Source organism: Aeromonas simiae, from assembly GCF_000820125.1.
Taxonomy (GTDB): domain Bacteria; phylum Pseudomonadota; class Gammaproteobacteria; order Enterobacterales; family Aeromonadaceae; genus Aeromonas; species Aeromonas simiae.
The window spans coordinates 45168-58168 of the sequence record NZ_CDBY01000034.1 but is presented as its reverse complement, the minus strand read 5'-3'; the positions used below and the strand labels follow the sequence as shown (position 1 = coordinate 58168).

Genomic DNA, 13001 nt, shown 5'->3' with positions numbered 1-13001 from the left:
AAGTAAAGGTTGGATGGTTCTTGGCTTGTTATATGGGGCCCCAGGCGGGGCCCTTATTTATGTCAACAATGGACTTAGTCTTGTGGCGACAGGCGCCGGGTTAACGCAGGGACTTCATTTCACCGGCGATGATCTCGGCCAAGGGGCCCAGAATCACTTGCAGGTTCTGCTCGCCGAGCTTGACCACACCGGCGGCACCGAGGGCCTTGAGCTTGCGCTCGTCGACGATGCTGCGATCCTTCATGGTCAGGCGCAGACGGGTGATGCAGGCGTCGATGGTGACCAGGTTGTCGTGACCCCCCAGCACCTCGAGGTATTGACGGGCCAGCTCGGTCTTGTCGGTCGGCTGGTTGGTGACCACCGAAGCGGCTTCGTCATCCTCACGACCCGGGGTCTTGAGGTTGAACTTGGCGATCACGGCGCGGAACACCACGTAGTAGAGGCCGAAGAAGACCAGGCCCTGTACCAGCAGCATGTACCAGTGGACGGCCAGCGGGTTGCGGCTGGAGAGCACCATATCCACCAGACCGGCGCTGAAGCCGAAACCGGCGATCCACTGCATGCTGGCGGCGATGAAGACAGACAGGCCGGTCAGCAGGGCGTGAATGACATACAGCACGGGCGCCACGAACATAAAGGAGAACTCGAGCGGCTCGGTGACACCGGTAAAGAAGGCGGCAAAGGCGGCGGCGATCATGATGGACGCCACTTTCTCTTTGTTCTCTTTCTTGGCCGCGTGGTAGATGGCCAGCGCCGCACCCGGCAGACCGAACATCATGATGGGGAAGAAGCCGGCCTGATACATACCGGTTACACCCACCACGGCTTTACCCGCGTCGATGGACGATTGACCACCGAGGAAGTTCGGGATGTCGTTGATACCGGCCACGTCGAACCAGAACACCGAGTTCAGGGCGTGGTGCAGGCCGACCGGGATCAGCAGACGGTTGAAGAAGGCGTAGATGCCGGCGCCGGCGGAGCCCAGGTTGACGATGGACTCGCCAAAGCTCACCAGACCACCGTAAATGACCGGCCATACCGCCATCAGAATGAAGGAGACGACGATCATCACCACAGAGGTCACGATCGGCACCAGACGGCGGCCCGAGAAGAAGGCCAGCGCCTTGTGCAGCTCAACGCTGCTGAAGCGGTTATACAGCTCGGCAGCGATGACACCGCACAGAATGCCGACAAACTGGTTGCTGATCTTGGCAAAGGCGGCAGGCACCTGATCGGCCGGGATCCCCTTGATCTGGGCCACGGCGCCCGGGCTCAACAGGGTCGTGACCACCAGGAAGCCCACCAGGCCCGCCAGGGCCGCAGCGCCGTCCTTATCCTTGGACATGCCGTAGGCAACACCGACCGCGAACAGCACAGGCATGCTGTCGATGATGGCGGCCCCTGCCTTGATCAGGAAGGCGGCAACCGGGCTACCACCGCCCCAGCCATTCGGGTCAATCCAGTAGCCAATCCCCATCAGGATGGCGGCGGCGGGTAGTACTGCCACCGGTACCATCAGCGCGCGGCCGATTTTTTGCAAATAACCGAGAATGTTCACGGCTCCCTCTCCTTATAGTGCTAGTTTGAATTCTTGTTTCAAAATAAGTGCTTTAGACTTGCCTTTGCATAAGCCTATTGGCTTGATTTTCAGTCTATGTCTTTTATTTCGCCCTGCAAATTAATAAACCATCTTTCGTGATCATTATCACCCAAATGACATATGGATGAGCAAATTGTGTGGCACATGTCGGAATCTTTATTTACGCTATGAAACAACTTACGATTCCGATTCCATGCCAGGGTTCACCCGGCACCTGACCAGAGAGGTATCCCATGCGTCTGATCCCGTTGAAGTCCGCCAGCCAAGTCGGTCTGTGGTCTGCCCGTTACATTGTCGATCGCATCAATGCCTTCAAGCCGACCCGCGATCGTCCGTTCGTGCTGGGTCTGCCGACCGGCGGCACGCCGCTCTCGACCTACAAGCGGCTGATCGAGCTGCATCAGGCGGGCGAGGTGAGCTTCGAGCACGTGGTCACCTTCAACATGGACGAGTATGTCGGCCTGCCGGAAGATCACCCGCAGAGCTACCACAGCTTCATGTACAACAACTTCTTCAACCACATCGACATCCGCCCCGAGAACATCAACATTCTCAACGGCAATGCCGAGGATCTGCTGGCCGAGTGCCAGCGCTACGAGGAGAAGATCAAGTCCTACGGCAAGATCCACCTGTTCATGGGCGGCGTCGGCAACGACGGCCACATCGCCTTCAATGAGCCGGCCTCCTCCCTCGCCTCACGCACCCGCCTCAAGACCCTGACCGAGGACACCCGCATCGCCAACTCCCGTTTCTTCGATGGCGACATCAATCAGGTTCCCAAGCTGGCGCTGACCGTGGGCGTGGGCACCCTGATGGATGCCGAAGAGATCATGATCTTGGTGACCGGCCATGGTAAGGCGCTGGCCCTACAGGCCGCCGTCGAGGGCTGCGTCAATCACATGTGGACTATCTCCACCTTGCAACTGCACCCCAAGGGCATCGTGGTCTGTGACGAGCCCTCCACCATGGAACTCAAGGTCAAGACGGTGCGTTACTTCCAGGAGCTGGAAGCTGCTAACATCGGCCGCCTGTAAGGAGAACGCCATGTACGCACTGCACAACTGCACTCTCTACACCGGTGAGGCGATCCTCACCGGCCATGCCCTGCTGATCGATGGCGACAAGATTGCCGCCATCGTCGAACAAGAGGCGATCCCGGCTGATCTGCCCCGCCACGACCTGCACGGCGCCAACCTGAGCGCCGGCTTCATCGACGTGCAGCTCAACGGCTGCGGCGGAGTCATGTTCAATGACGCCATCACGGTCGAGACCCTGGCCACCATGCAGGCGGCTAACCTGAAATCAGGCACCACTAGTTTCCTGCCAACTCTCATCACCAGCCCGGATGAGGACATGAAGCGGGCCGTCATGGTAACCCGTGACTACATGGCCGCCCACCCCAACGAGGTGCTCGGTGTCCATCTCGAAGGCCCCTACACCAATGTCAAGCGCAAGGGGATCCATCCGGCCGAGCAGATCCGCCAGCCTGCCGATGAGATGATCGACTTCTTCTGCGCCAATCATGAGGCCATCGGTAAAATCACCCTGGCCCCGGAGCGTAACGACCCCGCCCACATTCGCCGTCTGGTGGAGGCCGGTATCCTGGTCTCGGCCGGCCATACCGCCGCCAGTTACGATCAGGCAATGCAGGGGTTTGATTGCGGCATTCGTTTCGCCACCCACCTCTACAACGCCATGACCCCGACCATCAACGGCCGCGAGCCCGGTGTGGTCGGCGCGATTTACGATCGCCCCGACGTCTATGCCGGCATCATCGTCGACGGTCACCACGTGCACTGGGCCAACGTGCGCCTAGCCCACAAGATCCTCGGTGAACGTCTGGTGCTGGTGACCGACGCCACCGCCCCGGCCGGGGCCCCGGCAGGCTTCGATCAGTTCGATTTTTGTGGCGCAACCGTCTATTACCGCGATGGTCAGTGTGTCGACGAAAATGGTACACTCGGCGGCTCGGCCCTCACCATGATCGAGGGGGTCGAAAACCTGGTGAAACAGGTCGGGTTGCCGCTGGATGAGGCGCTGCGTATGGCCACCCTCTATCCTGCCCGGGCCATTGGATGGGACTCGCGTCTCGGTAGTATCCAGGTCGGCAAGGTAGCCAACCTCACTGTCTTCGATCAGGACTTCACGGTCCGTGGGACCGTGGTTAACGGACACTACAACCAATAAGCAGACACGATGACTGGCGGACAAATAGCGAACGTAGATCTCATCAAGCAGGTCAACAGTGCGGCCGTATACCGGCTGATTGACCAGCAAGGCCCCATCTCGCGGGTCAAGATAGCAGAACTGAGCCATCTGGCTCCCGCCAGCGTCACCAAAATCACCCGTCAACTCATTGAGCACGGGCTGATCCGAGAGAGCGCCCCCCAGGCCTCCACCGGGGGACGCCGCGCCATCTCGCTCAACACCATCAAGAGCCGCTTTCACTTCGTGTCGGCCAAGCTGGGCCGCGGCTACCTGCACCTCTCCTTGTATGATCTCGACGGCAAGTCACTCGATGACCACATCATCCAGGTGACCGAGATCGACCAGCAGCCGGTGGTGGACATGCTGCTGCGCGAGATTGGCGCCTTCATCGATCAGAATCGTGAACGCTACCGCCAGCTCATCGCCATCGCGCTCATCATGCCGGGTCTGGTCAATCCCGAGACCGGCATGGTCATCTACACCCCCAAGTACCAGATCCGCAACCTGCCGCTGGCCAAGCTGCTGGAGAACCACTTCAATCTCCCCTGCTACGTGGGCAATGACACCCGCTCGCTGGCACTGGCCGAGCACTTCTTCGGTGAGTCGCGCGATTGCATGGACTCGATCCTGGTGAGCGTGCACCAGGGGACGGGCTCGGGGATCATCACCAAGGGACAGGTGTTTCTTGGTCAAAACCGCAACGTGGGCGAGATTGGTCACATCCAGGTCGCCCCGCTCGGCAAACGCTGCCACTGCGGTAACTTCGGCTGTCTCGAGACCATCGCCTCCAACGAGGCCATCATCGATCAGGTGAAAGAGCTCATCAGCCGCGGTCACCAGAGCCGGCTGCAAGACAAGCACATCACCATTGAAGAGGTGTGTAAGGCCGCGCTGGCCGGGGACGAGCTGGCGCGCAGCGTGCTTGAAAATGTGGGCGAGCATCTGGGGCGGGCCATCGCCATCACGGTCAACCTGTTCAACCCGCAAAAAGTGCTGCTGGCCGGTGAGATCACCGTGGCCGAAGAGATCCTGATGCCCGCTATTCGTCGCTGCGTCGAGCACCAGTCCCTGCCTAGCTTTCACCGTGGCCTGCCCATCGTCAGAGCCCGCTTCCAGAATCAGCCCACCATCGGCGGGGTTGCCTTGGTCAAACGGGCCTTGCTGGAGGGCGATCTGCTGCAGATCATCATGGAGCAGAAGTAATGCTGTGACGGGCTCGCCGTCGCGAGCTCGTCAGCCCCCTTTTCCCCCTTAAATCACGATTCCAGCCCCTTCTATTTTTCGCGTCATCGCGATTAACAGAAATTTTTTCGCATCCCCGGTGTTTCGATAAAAAATTTTCATTAACATGGCGAGCAAATTGATTTTGCACTATCGCCGTGCCTGATGATACTTGCCCGCGAAGGCATCCATAACCAGTAAAAAGATCACTTATGAGCTTCGAATCTGATAAGCGTTTCAACGACTTCAAACATTTCCCACGTGGTCTTCGTCGCAGCGGCGAGTTCACTGTTGCCGAGGCCGACAGCCTCGAAAAATTTGGTACCGCCATGCTGGCTCTCTATCAGGGCGCCATGGAGCCTCGTGATGAGGTGGAGGCCGCCTTTATCGCTCAGGTGAAATCGGGCGAAGCGGGTGGCAACCCTCACGCCAAGGTGTGGTTCAAATACCTGAAGGTGATCGGTCCCAAGCGGGTGCACCGCCTGTGCACCGTGGCCGGTGGCGCGGAAGAGAGCAACAGCTTTGATAGCGGCAACGGTGGTGGTGGCGGCGGCGACGAGTCGCTCGATTAATGGATACCGAACTGCTTCGGACCTTTATCGAGGTCAGCAAGACCCGGCACTTTGGCCGGGCAGCTGAGAATCTCTACCTTACCCAGTCGGCGGTCAGCTTTCGCATCCGCCAACTGGAGCAGCAGCTAGGGGTGAGCCTGTTTGCGCGGCATCGCAATAACATCCGCCTCACCGCATCTGGCGAGCGACTGCTCCCCTATGCTGACGCCATCTTGCACACCCTGGGACGCGCCAAGCAGGATGTGGCCCTCTCCCCCGGCTTTAGCCAGCAGCTGGCCATCGGGGCGCCCCCTGTGTTCTGGGAGCTCGATTTCAATGATTGGCTGGGCCACATCTACGCCCTGGCCCCCGGCCTTGCGGTGCGCCTCGAGACCGCCTCACGCGAGCACCTCTGCCGTCAGTTGCTGGAGCGCTCCCTCGATTTGGCCCTGCTCTCCGAGCCGACCAAGATCGACGAGATCGCCCTGCATCCCATCGGTGAGCTGGTATTTGAACTGGTGAGCCGGGAGCCGAATGTGGGCAGCGACCAGCTGGCCCAGATGCCCCATATCCACCTCGACTGGGGCACCAGCTTCGAGCCACAGCCGGCCCGCTTGCAAAGCCTGCAAAAGACGCCGGTGCTGCATTCGAGCTCGGCCAGCATGGCGCTGCACTTCCTGCTCGGCAATGGCGGCGCGGCCTATCTGCCGCGGCGCATGGTAGGCCCCTACCTGGAGCAGGGGCGCCTGCACCTGGTTCAGGAGGCGCAGCCCCTCACCCGCCCCCTCTATCTCGCCTATCTGGAGAAATCGGAGCGGCGCGAACTCATCGACGAGCTCTTAAGCCTGCCCCTTGGCTGGCTGGAGGAAGATCTGCGCAGCAGCCTGGCAGGCCCCAGCAAGGATTGAAAACAACAAGAGGGCCGCAGCCCTCTTTTTTTATGCTCGCCCTATGGCTTAGGCCAGATGGCGACGATCGTTGGCCTGGGCAAGCAGCTGCTTGCTCTCACGCAGGAACTGACCGGCATGCTCGCCGAAGTAGTCAGCGACCTCGTTGAACGACGCCACGAACGCCTGCCGCTGCCCCTGCTCGAGTAGGGCGAGCGAGCGACCGAAGCCGTCGTAGTAGCGGCGGATCATGGCCAGGTTCTCCGGTGAGGAGAGGATGATATCGGCGTAGAGGGCCGGATCCTGGGCAAACAGCCGCCCGACCATGGCCAGCTCCAAGCGGTAGATGGGGGAGCTCAACGAGAGCAGCTGCTCAAGATCGGCCTGCTCCTCGGCCAGATGGCGGCCATAGGCAAAGGTCGCGAAGTGGCGCAGCGCCTGAATGAAGGTCATGGCCCTGTCGTGTTCAGCGGCGCTCACCTGCACCAGCCGCGCGCCCCAGATGGTCATCTGCTGACGCAACCACTCGCTCGCCTCGGGGTGACGCCCTGTACAGCAGACGATGACCTGCTTGGCAAAACTTGCCACATCCGGCCCGAACATGGGGTGCAGACCGAGCACAGGCCCGTTATGCACCTGCAACATGGCGTTGAGCGGCCCCTGCTTGGTACTGGTGAGATCGACCAGCAGGCAATCTTCCGGCAAGCGGCCCAGCTGGCCGATCACCGCCTCGGTCACGTCGATGGGCACGGCCACCAGCACCATGCCGGCATCCGCCAGCAGGTGATCGGCCCGCTCCCACTCCTCTTTTTCCAGCACCTCGACCCGGTAGCCGGACAGACGCAGCATATTGACGAACAACCGGCCCAGCGCACCACGCCCGCCCACCACCACCACGTGGCGCAGTGATGGGTTGATGCATTTAAAGCCAGTGTCTTTCTCACTGGCATAGGACTCGCGCATGATGCGGCGCAGCACGTCCTCGATGAGATCCCCCGGCACACCGTTGGCCTCGGCCTCTTCGCGGCGACGGGCTAGCATGGCCGCCTCGCGATCCGGGGCATAGATGGGCAGGCCGTGACGGCTCTTGACCTCGCCCACTTCGGCCACCAATGCAAGCCGGCGGGCCAGCAAGGTCACCAGCTCTTGGTCCACTTCATCAATCTTGTCCCGCAGGACATCCAGTTCTTTTGCCATCATCCCTTCTCTACATGCAAGCGGGCCGCCTTGAGGCGGCCCGTCGATTATTCAATGTCAGGCCTGCTGCCGTCGAGCCTCAAGCGCACTCCCCAGCTCCTTGTGGGCTCGCGCCAGCAGCTCGGCCGTGCTATCCCAGCCGATGCAGGCATCGGTGATGGAGACGCCATAGCGCATGCACTCGCGCGGCTGCTCGGAGGATTGGCTGCCCTCCTCCAGATGGGATTCGAGCATGAGGCCGATGATGGAGCGGTTCCCCTCCTGGATCTGGTGGATGACGTTGTCGGCCACCTTGGGCTGCAACCGGTAATCCTTGTTGGAGTTGCCGTGGCTGCAATCGACCACCAGACAAGGTTGCAGACCGGCCGCCTCCATCGCCTCTTCGGCCAACGAGACATTGACCGAGTCATAGTTGGGGTGCTTGCCACCGCGCAAAATGACGTGACCATCCGGGTTGCCCTGGGTCTGGAGCAGCGCCACCTGGCCCTGCTGGTTGATCCCCATGAAGGCGTGCGGCATGGCGGCCGCACGCATGGCGTTGATGGCGGTGCCGAGGTTGCCGTCGGTGCCGTTTTTAAAGCCGACCGGCATGGAGAGGCCAGAGGCCAGCTCGCGATGAGTCTGGGACTCGGTGGTGCGCGCCCCGATCGCCGACCAGGAGAAGAGCTCGGCCAAGTATTGCGGACTGATGGGATCGAGCGCCTCGGTCGCCAGCGGCAACTCCAGCTCGGCCAGCCAGCACAGCAGCTCGCGGGCGCGGTGCAGCCCCAGCTCCACGTCGAAGGTGCCATCCAGATGGGGATCGTTGATAAATCCCTTCCAGCCGACGGTGGTTCGCGGTTTCTCAAAATAGACCCGCATCACGATATAGAGAGAGTCACGGTAAGCGTCATGTAAGGCCTTGAGGCGGGTTGCGTACGCCTTGGCGGCCTCCATGTCGTGAATGGAGCAGGGGCCGCAGATCACCAGCAGACGATGGTCTCGGCGATGAATGATGTCGGAGATGGTCTGGCGCGCCCCCTGTACGAAGGCCAGGGCCTGCTCGGAGATAGGCAACTTCTGTTTGAGCTCGGCCGGGGTGATCATCACCTGCTCGGACTGGATATGAATGTTGTTCAAGGGATCTTTGTGCATGGGTGAACTCTCTCTACTCAATGAAACCACCGCGGCAACTGTAAAGTTTAATTTACCAAAAGTTCGCTCACGGCAACGCAACCGAAGTTCACCTTACCAACTCTGCATCATCAGGCAAGATAAAATGTGACATCACGCCATCAACTGCACTTTTTTTGCGCAATTCGCGCTCTTGCTCCATGGCAAACAAACTCTAAATCAATAATTCGTAAACTATTCAATCCAGTAGATAAGTAATAAAAACGGAGCCCGTAGGCTCCGTCTTACGCTCAACGTCCGGATCAGCTCGCCCTTGGCAGGGCGTGGAGATACTGCTCCAACCAGGTGGCCAGACACTGCTGCTGCCGCTCATCCAGACGCAGCCCCAGCTTGCTGCGACGCCAGAGAATATCTTCCAGGGTTCGCGCCCACTCCTGCTCGATCAGGTAGCGCACCTCCGCCTCATACAGACCGGCACCAAACGCTTCACCGCGCGGCTGACCGAGCCAGAGTCTGGCCCTGGCCCCATACGCCTCGGCGATGCGCAGGGCGGTGCGATCATCCAACCACTCAAATTCGAGGCTAAAGGCCAGCGCCAGCTCGCGTACCGGACAATCAAACTCCCCCCCCGGCAGCCGGGTGGTGGCAGTCCAGTCCCCGCCCATCTGCGAGAACCAGGGTTGCAACTTGTGGCAGGCCGCCTGGGCCAGCTTGCGATAGGTGGTGAGCTTGCCACCAAACACCGACAGCAATGGCGCCTCCTGCTCACTCCCGCTCACCTCCAGGGTGTAATCGCGGGTCACCGCCTGGGGCGAGTCGGACTCATCGTCACACAGCGGACGCACCCCGGCGTAGGTCCACACCACCTCCTCGGGGCTGATCTGGCGGGTGAAATGGGCATTGACCACCTGGCACAGGTAGTCGATCTCCGCCTGGCTCATGCGTGCCTCGCGCGGACTGCCCTTGTGCTCCACGTCCGTGGTGCCGATCAGCGAGAAATCCTGCTGATAGGGGATGACGAAGACGATGCGCTGATCCTCGTTTTGCAGTATGTAGGCCTCTTCGCGCTCGTGGATGCGCGGCACCACCATGTGACTGCCCTTGATGAGGCGGATGCCGCGCGGTGAGCGCTGATGCAGCCCCTCATCATAGAACTGCTTGACCCAGGGGCCGGCCGCATTGACCAGTGCGTTCGCGCTGACGGTGAAACGCTCCCCCCCTTCCCGCTCCAGGGTGATCTGCCAGCGCTTGCCTTCGCGATGAGCATCGACACAGGTGGTGCGCGTCTCGATCTGCGCCCCCTTGTCCCGGGCCAGCATGGCATTGAGCACCACCAGCCGGGCGTCATCGACCCAGGCATCCGAGTATTCAAACCCCTTGCTGATCTCGCGCTTGAGGCCATCGCCCTCGCTAAAGCGCAGGCCAACACTCCCCTTGAGCCGATCGCGCTTGGCCAGGTTGTCATAAAGAAAGAGGCCGGCGCGGATCATCCAGGCCGGGCGCAAGTGTGGCCGGTGCGGCAGACGAAAACGCATCGGCTTGGCGATGTGGGGCGCCATGCCGAGCAGCACTTCACGTTCGGCCAGCGCCTCTTTCACCAGTCGAAACTCGTAGTGCTCGAGATAACGCAACCCACCGTGGATCAGTTTGCTCGAATTGGAAGAGGTGGCCGAGGCGAGATCGCACGCTTCAAACAGGGCCACCTTCAATCCCCGCCCTGCCGCGTCGGCGGCAATGCCCACTCCGTTGATGCCGCCACCGATGACGACCAGATCATAATGCTCGTTCATGTTCACCCTCTCCATTCTTATAGCTATGTGCGCCTTAGCGCTCGATTTCGAGCATATTAGAAGACAAAAAGAAAATAAACGAACATAAAATGAAAAAAGTGTGATCAAAATGGGATATGGGTGTGCCTGATGGCAACACTCCGATAACCCGTAAAGGAGGGAAAAGAGAGGGGAGAAAAACGGATGGGGTGTCAGGGGCCAGACGATGTCAGCCCCTGCAACGCTTTAACAGAGGTGGTACTCAATCTGGTGGCTGGCCATGATGCTCGTCAGCTTCTCCGGCGGCTCCTGATCGGTAAACAGGGCATGGATCTGGCTGATGTGCCCCAGATTGACCATGGCATTGCGGCCAAATTTGGTGTGATCGGCGGCCAGCAGCACCTCTCTGGAGTATTGAATGATGGCCTGGGCAATCTTCACTTCGTGATAATCGAAATCGAGCAGCGAACCGTCGAGATCGATGCCGGAGATACCGATGACCCCGTAATCCATGCGGAACTGACCGATGAAGTCGCGGGTCGCCTCCCCCACTATGCCACCATCACGATTGCGAATTTCGCCGCCGGCGATGATCACGGTGAAGTCATCCTTGGCCGTCAGAATGCTGGCCACGTTGAGGTTGTTGGTGACGATGCGCAGATCCCTGTGCCCAAGCAGGGCGCGGGCCACCGCTTCGGTGGTAGTACCGATATCGATAAAGAGCGAGGAGCCGTCGGGAATGTGGGCGGCCACCGACTGAGCAATGCGCTCCTTCTCTTTGAGCTGCATCACCTTGCGGGTGGTGTAGGCGGTATTGACCGTGCTCGAATGCAGTGAAGCGCCACCGTGATGGCGGCGGATCTTGTTCTGCTCCGCCAGATCGTTGAGGTCGCGCCGAATGGTCTGCGGGCTCACGTCAAAATGGCTCACCAGGTCTTCCGTAGAGACGAATCCCTGCCGGGTGAGGACATCCAGAATCTCCTGATGCCGTTGCGTTTGCTTCACCTAGGTCCTCCAGTGTGATCGAAACAGGCCCCGCAGCATGGCGGGGCCCGTGCAGTCTACCCCAAGCCGGGGGGGATCAGGTAGGCGAAGGGTCACGTTTCAACACGCTAACCGGGTGGGCCAAACCCATTTTTCTCTGCGGCCATCTCCTCTCCCCAAGGGTTCGAGCTCGAACGCATTCACTCAGCCCCCAGGCTTAACATGGTTTTTGTGAGCACAATATGCTCACAAAAAGACAACACCATCCCTATTTCGAACCTAAAAGAACAAAAAACGCCACAAACAAAAGACCCATACAAGCCCAATCAAGCCATTCCTTCCCTTGAAATCGCTCGCACTCTTTGCTGATGGTCACATTTTTTTAGCATATTGTGCGATCTCGAGCACAATTTGTCGCGCCCGCATTTAACAGCCGCCAAGAGATGGGAGTATCTTTGCGCCATCCCTGAGCGAGCGAAAACGAACATCACGAACGTCGTGAGTGATAAAAAAAGCAACATCTCTTTCGGGGTCGAAAGTCGGCAAGAAAGAACATCAGATTTACGGAATCACGCCTCACGGTGGATACAAGGAACAGACTATGAGCATACAAAGACCGAATACCCTGCCCGGCGAGCTGTTCGCCGAGTTCATCGGCACCGCCCTGCTGATCTTCTTCGGCGTGGGTTGTGTTGCCGCCCTCAAATTGACCGGCGCCAGTTTTGGCCAGTGGGAGATCTCGATCACCTGGGGGGTGGGCTGTGCCATCGCCATCTATGTGACCGGCGGTATCTCAGGCGCCCACATCAACCCGGCCGTCACCCTCGCACTGGCCGCCTTCTGCGGTTTTGAGAAGCGCAAGGTGGTGCCCTACATCGTGGCCCAGATTGCCGGCGCCTTTGCCGCGGCGGCCCTGGTCTATGCCCTCTACAGCGGTCTGTTCACCGAGTGGGAAACCACCCATAACGTGGTGCGTGGCAGCCAGGAGAGCCTGGCACTGGCCGGCACCTTCTCGACCTACCCGAATGCGGCGCTGAGCAACCTGCAAGCCTTCTTTGTCGAGTTCTTCATCACTGCCGTGCTGATGCTCTCCATCCTCGCCATCGGTGACAACAACAACGGTGCCCCCAAGGGCTTTGCTGCCGCCCTGCTGATCGGTCTGGTGATCGCCGTCATCGGTGCTTCGTTCGGCCCGCTCACCGGCTTTGCCATGAACCCGGCCCGTGACTTTGGTCCCAAGCTGTTTGCCTTTGTCGCCGGCTGGGGCGATATCGCCCTCACCGGTGGTCGCGCCAACCCCTACTTCTGGGTGCCGATCATGGGGCCCATCTGCGGTGCCCTGGCTGGTGCCGCCCTCTATGTGAAGGTGCTGGCCCCCTGCGTACCCGGCAATCGCATGGCCACCGAAGAGGCCGCCAAGCTGTCCAATAAGAAAGAGGCCGCTGCTTAAGTGGCGGCCCTACCCGACCAA

11 protein-coding genes are annotated in these 13001 nt (G+C 60.0%); 6 read left to right on the top strand and 5 right to left on the bottom strand.

Features of this window, described 5'->3' with window-relative positions:
- Positions 1 to 100: 100 nt before the first annotated feature.
- Positions 101 to 1558, bottom strand: coding sequence for an N-acetylglucosamine-specific PTS transporter subunit IIBC (gene nagE, locus BN1134_RS05445; RefSeq protein WP_042045760.1), 1458 nt, complete (start codon positions 1556 to 1558; stop codon positions 101 to 103).
- 275 nt (positions 1559 to 1833) lie between these two features.
- Here nagE and nagB point away from each other — a divergent pair, with 275 nt between their 5' ends.
- From nagB to hdfR, 5 genes are all read left to right on the top strand, one after another.
- Positions 1834 to 2634, top strand: coding sequence for a glucosamine-6-phosphate deaminase (gene nagB / locus BN1134_RS05440; protein ID WP_042045758.1), 801 nt, complete (start codon positions 1834 to 1836; stop codon positions 2632 to 2634).
- Between the two features lie 10 nt (positions 2635 to 2644).
- The gene (gene nagA / locus BN1134_RS05435) at positions 2645 to 3787 is read left to right on the top strand and encodes an N-acetylglucosamine-6-phosphate deacetylase (protein WP_042045756.1); all 1143 of its coding nucleotides are present in this window, start codon (positions 2645 to 2647) and stop codon (positions 3785 to 3787) included.
- A gap of 9 nt (positions 3788 to 3796) precedes the next feature.
- A complete protein-coding gene (gene nagC, locus BN1134_RS05430; protein ID WP_042045755.1) occupies positions 3797 to 5011 on the top strand; it encodes a DNA-binding transcriptional regulator NagC in 1215 nt (404 codons plus the stop codon).
- Between the two features lie 230 nt (positions 5012 to 5241).
- Positions 5242 to 5601, top strand: coding sequence for a MaoP family protein (locus BN1134_RS05425; RefSeq protein WP_042045754.1), 360 nt, complete (start codon positions 5242 to 5244; stop codon positions 5599 to 5601).
- Positions 5601 to 6488 (top strand): HTH-type transcriptional regulator HdfR, encoded by an 888-nt coding sequence (hdfR, locus tag BN1134_RS05420; RefSeq protein ID WP_042045752.1) that lies wholly within the window; start codon positions 5601 to 5603, stop codon positions 6486 to 6488. The genes BN1134_RS05425 and hdfR overlap by 1 nt, the downstream gene beginning before the upstream one ends.
- 48 nt (positions 6489 to 6536) lie before the next feature.
- Here the strand turns inward: hdfR and tyrA are convergent, their stop codons facing one another.
- From tyrA to BN1134_RS05400, 4 genes are all read right to left on the bottom strand, one after another.
- Complete coding sequence (tyrA, locus tag BN1134_RS05415; protein WP_042045840.1) at positions 6537 to 7664, bottom strand: bifunctional chorismate mutase/prephenate dehydrogenase; 1128 nt, start codon at positions 7662 to 7664, stop codon at positions 6537 to 6539.
- Positions 7665 to 7721: 57 nt separating this feature from the next.
- Positions 7722 to 8798, bottom strand: a complete 1077-nt coding sequence (locus BN1134_RS05410; protein ID WP_042045751.1) for a 3-deoxy-7-phosphoheptulonate synthase — start codon at positions 8796 to 8798, stop codon at positions 7722 to 7724.
- A gap of 281 nt (positions 8799 to 9079) precedes the next feature.
- Complete coding sequence (glpD, locus tag BN1134_RS05405) at positions 9080 to 10567, bottom strand: glycerol-3-phosphate dehydrogenase (protein WP_042045750.1); 1488 nt, start codon at positions 10565 to 10567, stop codon at positions 9080 to 9082.
- Positions 10568 to 10792: 225 nt separating this feature from the next.
- Positions 10793 to 11551, bottom strand: a complete 759-nt coding sequence (locus BN1134_RS05400) for a DeoR/GlpR family transcriptional regulator (protein WP_042045749.1) — start codon at positions 11549 to 11551, stop codon at positions 10793 to 10795.
- Between the two features lie 580 nt (positions 11552 to 12131).
- Between BN1134_RS05400 and BN1134_RS05395 the strand changes: the two genes are divergently transcribed.
- Positions 12132 to 12980 (top strand): MIP/aquaporin family protein, encoded by an 849-nt coding sequence (locus BN1134_RS05395; protein WP_042045748.1) that lies wholly within the window; start codon positions 12132 to 12134, stop codon positions 12978 to 12980.
- The last annotated feature ends 21 nt before the right edge of the window (positions 12981 to 13001 follow it).

Bases quoted from the DNA above. Each gene is read 5' to 3' on its own strand.
- nagB (WP_042045758.1), top strand. From the start codon at position 1,834: ATGCGTCTGATCCCGTTGAAGTCCGCCAGCCAAGTCGGTCTGTGGTCT.
- nagA (WP_042045756.1), top strand. From the start codon at position 2,645: ATGTACGCACTGCACAACTGCACTCTCTACACCGGTGAGGCGATCCTC.
- nagC (WP_042045755.1), top strand. From the start codon at position 3,797: ATGACTGGCGGACAAATAGCGAACGTAGATCTCATCAAGCAGGTCAAC.
- BN1134_RS05425 (WP_042045754.1), top strand. From the start codon at position 5,242: ATGAGCTTCGAATCTGATAAGCGTTTCAACGACTTCAAACATTTCCCA.
- hdfR (WP_042045752.1), top strand. From the start codon at position 5,601: ATGGATACCGAACTGCTTCGGACCTTTATCGAGGTCAGCAAGACCCGG.
- tyrA (WP_042045840.1), bottom strand. From the start codon at position 7,664: ATGGCAAAAGAACTGGATGTCCTGCGGGACAAGATTGATGAAGTGGAC.
- BN1134_RS05410 (WP_042045751.1), bottom strand. From the start codon at position 8,798: ATGCACAAAGATCCCTTGAACAACATTCATATCCAGTCCGAGCAGGTG.
- glpD (WP_042045750.1), bottom strand. From the start codon at position 10,567: ATGAACGAGCATTATGATCTGGTCGTCATCGGTGGCGGCATCAACGGA.
- BN1134_RS05395 (WP_042045748.1), top strand. From the start codon at position 12,132: ATGAGCATACAAAGACCGAATACCCTGCCCGGCGAGCTGTTCGCCGAG.